At 40.7% G+C, this 8224-nt stretch carries 9 protein-coding genes and 3 pseudogenes; 7 read left to right on the forward strand and 5 right to left on the reverse strand.

Going from position 1 to position 8224, the window contains the following annotated elements; all coding sequences use genetic code 11:
• Positions 1-7 precede the first annotated feature (7 nt).
• Entirely contained in the window at positions 8-154 is a 147-nt protein-coding gene (locus tag V7K50_RS04375) for a hypothetical protein (RefSeq protein ID WP_334957623.1), read from the forward strand.
• A 263-nt stretch (positions 155-417) separates the two neighbouring features.
• Here the strand turns inward: V7K50_RS04375 and V7K50_RS04380 are convergent.
• A pseudogene (locus V7K50_RS04380) lies at positions 418-627 on the reverse strand (SDR family NAD(P)-dependent oxidoreductase); the annotation flags it as partial.
• 497 nt (positions 628-1124) lie between these two features.
• Between V7K50_RS04380 and V7K50_RS04385 the strand changes: the two are divergent.
• Both V7K50_RS04385 and rsmH read left to right on the forward strand, forming a co-directional pair.
• Positions 1125-3059 (forward strand): M48 family metallopeptidase, encoded by a 1935-nt coding sequence (locus tag V7K50_RS04385; RefSeq protein WP_334957625.1) that lies wholly within the window; start codon positions 1125-1127, stop codon positions 3057-3059.
• A gap of 389 nt (positions 3060-3448) precedes the next feature.
• Positions 3449-4333 (forward strand): 16S rRNA (cytosine(1402)-N(4))-methyltransferase RsmH, encoded by an 885-nt coding sequence (rsmH, locus tag V7K50_RS04390; RefSeq protein WP_334957627.1) that lies wholly within the window; start codon positions 3449-3451, stop codon positions 4331-4333.
• A 13-nt stretch (positions 4334-4346) separates the two neighbouring features.
• Here the strand turns inward: rsmH and V7K50_RS04395 are convergent, their stop codons facing one another.
• The 3 genes from V7K50_RS04395 to V7K50_RS04405 form a co-directional block, all read right to left on the reverse strand.
• Positions 4347-4571, reverse strand: coding sequence for a DUF6887 family protein (locus tag V7K50_RS04395; RefSeq protein WP_334957629.1), 225 nt, complete (start codon positions 4569-4571; stop codon positions 4347-4349).
• A gap of 269 nt (positions 4572-4840) precedes the next feature.
• Positions 4841-5428, reverse strand: coding sequence for a hypothetical protein (locus tag V7K50_RS04400; RefSeq protein WP_334957631.1), 588 nt, complete (start codon positions 5426-5428; stop codon positions 4841-4843).
• The gene (locus V7K50_RS04405) at positions 5313-5666 is read right to left on the reverse strand and encodes a PadR family transcriptional regulator (protein ID WP_334957633.1); all 354 of its coding nucleotides are present in this window, start codon (positions 5664-5666) and stop codon (positions 5313-5315) included. The genes V7K50_RS04400 and V7K50_RS04405 overlap by 116 nt, the downstream gene beginning before the upstream one ends.
• A 300-nt stretch (positions 5667-5966) precedes the next feature.
• Here V7K50_RS04405 and V7K50_RS04410 point away from each other — a divergent pair.
• Positions 5967-6155: pseudogene (locus V7K50_RS04410) on the forward strand (MotA/TolQ/ExbB proton channel family protein); the annotation flags it as partial.
• Between the two features lie 202 nt (positions 6156-6357).
• Positions 6358-6564, forward strand: a complete 207-nt coding sequence (locus V7K50_RS04415; RefSeq protein WP_292716925.1) for a glycogen debranching protein — start codon at positions 6358-6360, stop codon at positions 6562-6564.
• A 5-nt stretch (positions 6565-6569) separates the two neighbouring features.
• Here V7K50_RS04415 and V7K50_RS04420 read toward each other — a convergent pair whose 3' ends face one another.
• Positions 6570-6722 (reverse strand): hypothetical protein, encoded by a 153-nt coding sequence (locus V7K50_RS04420; RefSeq protein WP_334957635.1) that lies wholly within the window; start codon positions 6720-6722, stop codon positions 6570-6572.
• A gap of 288 nt (positions 6723-7010) precedes the next feature.
• Between V7K50_RS04420 and V7K50_RS04425 the strand changes: the two genes are divergently transcribed.
• Both V7K50_RS04425 and V7K50_RS04430 read left to right on the forward strand, forming a co-directional pair.
• Entirely contained in the window at positions 7011-7568 is a 558-nt protein-coding gene (locus V7K50_RS04425) for a methylmalonic aciduria and homocystinuria type D protein (RefSeq protein WP_334957637.1), read from the forward strand.
• Between the two features lie 102 nt (positions 7569-7670).
• Positions 7671-8132: pseudogene (locus tag V7K50_RS04430) on the forward strand (hypothetical protein); the annotation flags it as partial.
• Between the last annotated feature and the right edge of the window lie 92 nt (positions 8133-8224).

Below are 8224 nucleotides of genomic sequence, written 5' to 3' on the forward strand. Positions count from 1 at the left end.
TCCACTAATGGTATATATCGACTCAATTGTGGAAAGTACGCAACCCTTACCTGAAGCTGACCATGTTTCCCGGAAGTCAGCATATAAAGTCAATCCACATTACAAACAGCATTTGTCCGGTGATGTGGGCGGTTTAGGGACTTTCAAGAAATAAATTATCCATCTTGTGGGGTGGGCAGCGTTCGACTGACTTGTACTGAGCTTGCCTGCCCTGAGCCTGTCGAAGGGTCGAAGTAGCGCTCACGCCGAAGTCCTGCCCGCCCTGAATATCGGACGGGTGCGGACACCCATCCCACAAGGAAATTTGGGATGTTTTTTTATTTGTCAGTCCGTTATCTGAAGCTAAAAAAGTTACTGCGGCTGCCATCTCTTCAGACAAGGTAGGATGTCAACAATGTCTGATTGAGATACATCTCACTGAACCAGCAGCGACTTCACACCAGAATTTCCGATATTTCCGTAGATTTCTTGCAATGCCATCTCTTCGGTATCTGCCGCAGCTTTAGGGTCTTTGCGGTAATTGATAGCGATGTTGCACCCTTGTTGGGCAAGTCTGATAGCGATCGCCTAACCAATACCTGATATTGCACCTGTAATTAAGGCATTCTTTCCTTCTAACCCTATCATATTTCCTGCCTAAGCTGCCTTTGCTTGAATTTGCACTCAGTCAAACAATTTTGGATTTGAGATTATTCCTTCAAAAATCTCAAATTCGCACTGTCAAGCCCCATCTCCCGCCAAGAAATTTATCAGAGAAGGCAGGGAGGAAAAGTATTAGCCCAAGTTGCGACACCCCATTTTTGTAACAATTAAGATGCGTTCGTCTTGGAGAGTGGGGGACGCGGTGAAAGAAGACGCATCTTCATCAACGAAGAGGCAAGGGGCGGGGGGGAATGACCCCTGACTCCTGCCGTGTAATGAAGGGGGCAAAATGGGTCTGAGTCCCCCACTTCTACTAAGTGGTTCTCGAATTGATTGGGTTGAATCCCAATTCTTTTCTATCCCCCCTGCTCCCTGCTCCCCTACCTCTTTTTCAATAATGACTATTGACTTCTGGGTTTTTACGTAAGCTATAGGGATATTGTGTCAGTTATATTACAGTTTTAAGAGGGTGATACATATCTATGGCTTTCAATCAAGAGCGTTTTGATAAGCTAATTCAGAAGTTAGAAGCTTTTGCTAATAAACAACCGCATCTTTATAAATTGCACGTTGCTGTTTTGGCTACTTTGGGCTACGCATATATACTTTTGGTTCTAACTGTAACGTTGACCCTGCTGGTAGGTATTGTCTTTTCGATGCTTAACGCTCAGTCAATAAGTAATAAATCCTTGACAGGTCTTCTGTTTTTGCTGACCTTAGCATTTGTATTGCTGCGATCGCTTTGGGTTTCTTTTCCCCCACCTACAGGTTTACCATTACAATCTAAAGATGTACCCAATCTCTATTGTTTAATTAACGAAATCTCATCGAAGCTAAAAGCTCCAGAGTTTCACCACATTCTACTGACCAACGATTTTAATGCAGCAGTTGTCCAAATACCACGCTTAGGTTTGCTGGGATGGCAGCAAAATTACTTAATTGTGGGTTTACCACTGATGCTAGCACTGCCGCCCGAACAATTTCGTGCCGTCTTAGCCCATGAACTGGGACATTTATCAGGAAATCACAGCCGCTTCAGTGGTTGGATTTATCGCCAACGCGAAACTTGGTATCGCATTCTTAAGGGACTTCAACAAAGTGGACATGATCTATCATTGTTAATTTTTCAACTGTTTTTGATATGGTACATTCCATTTTTTAATGCCTATTCTTTTGTATTGGCACGAATGGATGAATATGAAGCAGATAGATGTGCTGTTGATTTAACGGGAGAACAAAATACTGCTAAAGCTTTGATAAGTTTGGAGGTCAAATCTAGATTTTTAGAAAGATATTTTTGGTCTAGTATTTATAAACAAATACAGACAGAGATTGAACCACCAAAAATGACTTATATGGATATGAGGCAGGCTTTAAGCCAGAGACTTCATCAGGAAATCACAAGTACTTATTTAAGTGAAGCTTTAACGGAAAAAACCAACAATGCTGATACTCACCCTTGCCTGACAGATAGATTAAAAGCCTTGGGATATATCGCCGATACTCAGAAAAAATTAGCTATCTTTGCACCAATTGAAATTAGTGCTGCCGAAGAATTTTTAGGAGATAAATTAGAAAGCTTTATTGATTATTTTAGTCAAAATTGGCGAGAAAAGATAGCAACACCTTGGCGACAAAAATATGCTGAGTTTCAAAAATCGATAGCTACATTAAAAGATTTAAATCACAAATCGCAAAAACAACAGCTAACTTTAGAAGAAGCTAGTCAGCGAGCATTTTTGACATTGGAACTTGAGGGTGAAGAAGCTGTTATACCTCTATTACAAGAAATTATTCATCATGATGCTTATCATGCATCAGCTAATTATTTACTAGGTCAAATATTATTAAAAAAACAAGATGCGACTGGAATAGAATACATTGAAAAGGCAATAGAGCAAGACTCAAGTATAGTCATAGGAGGTTGTCAGATAATTTGCTATTTTCTTAAAAACCAAGGTAAAAACAATGAGGCGAAGTCTTATCAAGAACGTGCAGAAAATTATCATAAATTAATTTTAAAAGCACAGAAAGAGCGCTCTAGTTTGAAAAAAAATGATAAATTTCACCATCATAATCTCTCTGAGATAGAGGTAAATAAGCTTCGTCAGCAGTTATCTCATTACCCGCAGATAATAACTGCTTATTTAGTTCAAAAAAATCTACAATATTTTCCTGAAAAACCACTTTATGTTCTAGCTGTGAAGCGTGGATTTAGTTTTTGGGAAGGTAGTCGTATTTATGAAGCCGATAGCTCTAAACTTGTGAATAGCTTATTAGAGGAAAATGAATTGCCCGGTAATGTATTCATTTTTATTTTAAATAGCAGTTTTATTTTAAATAGCAATTTAAATATGGATAAAAAATTAAAACGGATACCAAATTCGATGATTTACCAGAAAAAAGGTAAAAAATAGTCAACTTAAACCCCAGCGAATGCAATACCCGCATTTCTCACAAGCTCCCCTGCTCCCTTCGCGGGTGAAGTAATGAGTAATGAGTAAAAAATCTTACTTATTACTCATTACTTATTACTTATTACTCATTACTCATTACTTATTTAATTAATGAGATGTGGTGATAAATCCAGGAATAGAGCCTCCGGTGCGCGGCTTGGGCGAACGCGGCTACACAAACTCTCGTCCGCCTGTGCGGACTAAAGAAAAACTGAGTGTTTGAAACCCACGGAGGTGGGTTTTGTCTCTGTAGACGCGGTTTCTAACCGCCCTTTTACTAGAAACACACTAAGACACAAACAAAAGAATAGATAATTAAAGTTAATCTGTGGTTTTTTGCCCTAAGTCTCATGAATCGTCAGCTAGCTATTGAAGAACCGATATTTTCCCATCTACCAGTGTTACCGCAGGAAGTGATTGCAGGTCTAGCGGTATCTCCAGGAGGTCATTATCTTGATACGACGGTAGGCGGTGGTGGTCATAGTCGCCTAATCTTAGAAGCTGCTGCGGATGTGCGGGTAACGGCGATTGACCAAGATGAGGATGCTTTAGCAGCAGCGAGGAAAGAATTAGCTGAGTTTAGCGATCGCATACAATTTATTCATCGCAACTTTGGTGACTACGAATTTCCCCCCAACACTTTCGATGGTATTTTAGCCGACTTGGGGGTGAGTTCTTACCATTTAGACCAAGCAGAAAGGGGTTTCAGCTTTCGCCAAGCGGCAAATTTGGATATGCGAATGGATCGGGGGCGATCGCTAACTGCTGCTGATGTGATTAATAATTGGGATGAAGCAGAATTAGCAGATATTTTCTTTAAGTACGGCGAGGAGAGATTATCGCGGCGCATTGCTCGTCGTATTGTAGAACGCCGTCCGTTGCACACGACTACAGAATTGGCTGAAGCGATCGCTTCTTCAGTTCCCCCAAAATACCGTTATGGGAGAATTCACCCGGCTACCCGTGTTTTTCAAGCTCTGCGAATTGTCGTCAACGATGAGTTAAAATCCCTAGAAACCTTTTTGGATCAAGCGCCAAATGCCCTTGTTCCTGGTGGCAGAATTGTGATTATCAGTTTTCACAGTTTGGAAGATCGCCCGGTGAAGCATGGTTTAAGAAATTCACCTTTATTAAAAGTCTTGACAAAAAAACCGATTATTGCTCAAGAAGAGGAAATTGGGAAGAATCCGCGATCGCGATCGGCGAAACTGAGGATAGCCGAAAAGCTGCTGTAACTGCAATGCAGCGTTAAACTGCCCCATCTCGTGGCTGAGAACTACTGCGAATACGCTCAATGAACTGAGGATAATTTTCTAAATCCTGTTCTGACTGTAACGGTCGCATTTCAATCCAATTACCTTCGCTATGTAGCTTATCCACATAAGCGTAGAAGGCTTCTTGATCTTCCCGATGAGCAAGAACGTAATCATGTAACTCTTTCTGACTCATTGCATGAAAATTAGGCTTGCTCATCCGATGTATCTCCATTTACCGTTAACGTGAGTTCGACAAGCCTTGTTTGACCTCTCCCCCAGCCCCTCTCCGACGCGGAGAGGGGAGCAAAAAGCTGAATTATTTCGTTGCTCCTCCCTTTCCGTTTCGGAGAGGGAGGCTGGGAGGGAGAGGTTCATCGAACTCACGTTACCGTTAGAGTATATCTCTATCAAAGAAAAATGGCGGATTGCTAAATTACTCTACGCCATCCTTCAGAATACATTTTCCTTTACTGAATACATTTTCCTTTACTCGCTCTTGACTTTACCTAGTGAGAATAAATCTGATAGCCTGATTTTTAAAGCAGAAATTACCAGGATGACAGTTTTCAAAACATTATTAAGATTAACCTGCCAACGAGGATAGTCTTTGTGCAGCATCTCCCTATTGACTTCGTACAAATCCCCTAGCCATTCTTCACGTCGTTCTGGGGGGAAGAGGTAAGCAATTGGCGAAGCTATCCACCTACTAGCCCAAGTTTCAGCAGGTTCAGATTTTTTATACTTGTGTAATTTCTTCTTTAATTTAGAGAGCTTCTCTAAATTTTCTACTGAGTCTTCTAAGTCTTTCACCACTTTCTGAACTATCAACTCTTCGGCAACTTTGATAACTTCCTCTGATTTTAAAGATGTTATGACTTCCAGGTGTTGTGTCTTGAGTTGAATTTCTTTTATAGTAAATTCCCAATCGTTATCTTCAATTTCTGTGCCTGCTGTCCCACTAACTCGGTTGCCAAGTAAGTAGGTTAGAGCGGAAAGACTGGACGGCTTCGAGAGTCGCAACGCCGCTACCTGTAAGTTTGTAATAGCGCCGCCTTGCTCCACCTCGTTCTTCACGCCCTTCATCTCCCCAACGGGATTCAACAAGCCCTTTCTTTTCCAGAGAATGGAGAACAGGGTAAAGGGTGCCAATCCCCATTTTAGTATTACCGCCGCTAGCCTCTTCCATAGCCTGCGGAATTTGGAGACCATAGAGTTCTTTGTTGTAGAGTGCAAGCAATACGATTTCTTCTCGTGGTGAAACTTGGGCATTGGTTGAACCTTTATTAAGTATTTTTTCCTTGCTTATAGTCATAATTAACCCTTCTGGCTTATGGATATGTTTAGACATTTCTCGTTGTTACGACCCCTGTTATAGGGCAACGAGCCTACTCACTGTTACGACTCCTGTAACGGAGCAGTGGGACTTTTATCTTAAATTCAGTATATCTTATAAATTTGATAGTTGCTATAAAACATCCATGCACTTTTGGCAAGCCGTACTTGCTGCTAACACTTTAAAACTTGCAGAGCAATTCCTTTCGGGAAATAATATCAACTTTGCTCAAACAACAATCTGTTAATCTAGCGTTGTTGGTAAGTTAAAAAATAATAAATGGAAATTAGTAATCTGTTTACAGCAGGTGGCGTAGTCATGTGGCCTCTGCTGGCATTTTCTTTGTTAGGCGTGGCGCTGATTATCGAACGGATCATCTTTTGGGTAAGGATAAATAATCGGCAAAACAAGGTGGTGCGAGAGGTGCTACAGCTTTATCGCCTTGATAATGTAGTTAGTGCTTTGAATTACTCTACCGCCGTCGCTACGAAAGAGAAGATAAATCCTATGCGCCTACCAGATGAAGCGGAAGTCAGTAATTGTAAATTAGTAATCGGTAATTGCGATTAGTTTACTACTTGTTACCGATTTTGCTCTAAAACTTTCGACTCTAATAGTATTCTAAAATAACGAATAGCTTTTTTCGCTACAGTTTTTGAGGGAATATTCCATGACTATTTGGGTAAATGAGCAAATTGATCCGTCGGGGATGATTCATGCCTGTATTGCCACTTGTAATGAATCTCAAGCCAAAGATTGTCATGATTCATTTGAGAATAATTTGACCGAGACGCAAAAAGCAGCAGGTTGGGTAGCGCGATTACGGACAGTGGATTCTTGGGATGAAGTGCCAGTAAATTCTTTAAAACTTAATTAATTGAGTCAGATGGAAAGTAGGCTGTATAGCTCGATTACCTTTGTTTTTTCTGCTTTAAACTCTAAAGCGCTGTGCTTCACCAGATAGCTGTTTAATCCAGGTTTGCTGACAGTTATCCATTTTAGTTTTGACTGCAAATTTTCTGAGATGGAGGTCATTTTTTGGGATTTTGCTCTAACAAATTTTAGGAGCGTAGGCGGAGCCAGCCTCTATACATCGCTTGTCTACCACACCTGCACCGATGCGAACGCCTACAGCGATCGCAGCAAATCCCATCAGAACAGGTTAATAAAGGATAAAATTCGGATTAAATTTCTAAAATTATTAGTAACTGGTTTCAAAAAAAGTAACATATTATAGGAAAATGATGGTTTTTCTTAACTTTTAAGAGGTATCATCTATACCGGAGATTAAATTAAAAAACTTGCATAAGCCGAATCAATTTAGTGAACTATCCCAAGGTTTACACTTCGGAGCAAGCCTGTCCCATTAATTTAGTTGGTGAAACGGGACAAGCGGTTCAAATTTCAATTCATCCTCCCAGTCAATATATCTGTGCCAACTGCGAACGGATATTACCAGATTGGAAACGGCAGCCATTTTTACGAGTAGTGATTGTCTTACAGCGATCACGTTATCAATTAGTCGAAAAGACAGCAGAAGTAGAATCAGAGAAAGAACGCTTGCGAGAAAAGTTTATGCGATTTGGCTGCGACTTGGCATTTAATCTGCGCGATCGCGGCTATTTAACAGACCTAATCGACCCTCGCACAGGCTACCCTTTACTGTCCCATCCCGGAGCAATTCCCCACGATGACACAGCAGTTGTCAAAGCTTTGCTCAACTATCCAGTAATTAAAAATCAATGCCGTGTGTTAATTCATCCCGACTGGGGTGCAGCAGTTTATCCTAGCATTTTGATCTCAGAAGCTCCCCCAATTGTGATCGAATGGGTTACAAAAGGCATAGCAGCCATGCATGGGTGGAGAGAAATTGATTATTAATTGGGCGTTGGGCATTGGTTAGCAAAGCCAATATTTTACCGTGGCTGAGTTAAGCGTAATGTATCAAAAAATAATTAATAAAATCAGGTGCAATCATGCCAGATGGCAGAATACGACAACCTTTGTAAAATACTCGCAGAAAAATATCCCCGTGATTTTACTCGTTGGTTATTAAATCAAGAACCGCGAAAAGTTGAAATATTAAAAACCGAATTGAGCATTGAACCGATCCGCGCTGATTCCGTGACATTTCTGCAAACAGAAAATCGGATTTTACACCTGGAATTTCAAACCACAATTAAATCCCAAAAACCAATTTCTCTGTGGATGCTAGATTATTACGTCAGATTGACACGGAAATATCAAGTTCCTGTGACACAGGTAGTGATTTTCTTGCAAGAGACTAGTAACGAAATCGCTTTTACCGAAGAATATGTCAGCAAAGTCACAACCCACCGTTTTTGAGTTATACGAATGTGGGAACAAGATTCGGCACTATTTCTTAGCAATCTGGCGTTATTGCCTTTTGCACCATTAACACGAACCGATTCAGCCCAAGCGTTACAGCACTTACGGCTGTTATGAGGTACAGTAACAGCAACTGGCAAACCAGTTTCTTAAATGTTGAGGATTTATTAAGTCGAGTGCAACTGAGA

Source organism: Nostoc sp., from assembly GCF_036917135.1.
Lineage (GTDB): Bacteria > Cyanobacteriota > Cyanobacteriia > Cyanobacteriales > Nostocaceae > Nostoc.

What these genes read in the sequence shown, in the direction of transcription:
- V7K50_RS04375 (WP_334957623.1), top strand. Translation starts at nt 8, where the DNA reads ATGGTATATATCGACTCAATTGTGGAAAGTACGCAACCCTTACCTGAA.
- V7K50_RS04385 (WP_334957625.1), top strand. Translation starts at nt 1,125, where the DNA reads ATGGCTTTCAATCAAGAGCGTTTTGATAAGCTAATTCAGAAGTTAGAA.
- rsmH (WP_334957627.1), top strand. Translation starts at nt 3,449, where the DNA reads ATGAATCGTCAGCTAGCTATTGAAGAACCGATATTTTCCCATCTACCA.
- V7K50_RS04395 (WP_334957629.1), bottom strand. Translation starts at nt 4,571, where the DNA reads ATGAGCAAGCCTAATTTTCATGCAATGAGTCAGAAAGAGTTACATGAT.
- V7K50_RS04405 (WP_334957633.1), bottom strand. Translation starts at nt 5,666, where the DNA reads ATGACTATAAGCAAGGAAAAAATACTTAATAAAGGTTCAACCAATGCC.
- V7K50_RS04415 (WP_292716925.1), top strand. Translation starts at nt 6,358, where the DNA reads ATGACTATTTGGGTAAATGAGCAAATTGATCCGTCGGGGATGATTCAT.
- V7K50_RS04420 (WP_334957635.1), bottom strand. Translation starts at nt 6,722, where the DNA reads ATGACCTCCATCTCAGAAAATTTGCAGTCAAAACTAAAATGGATAACT.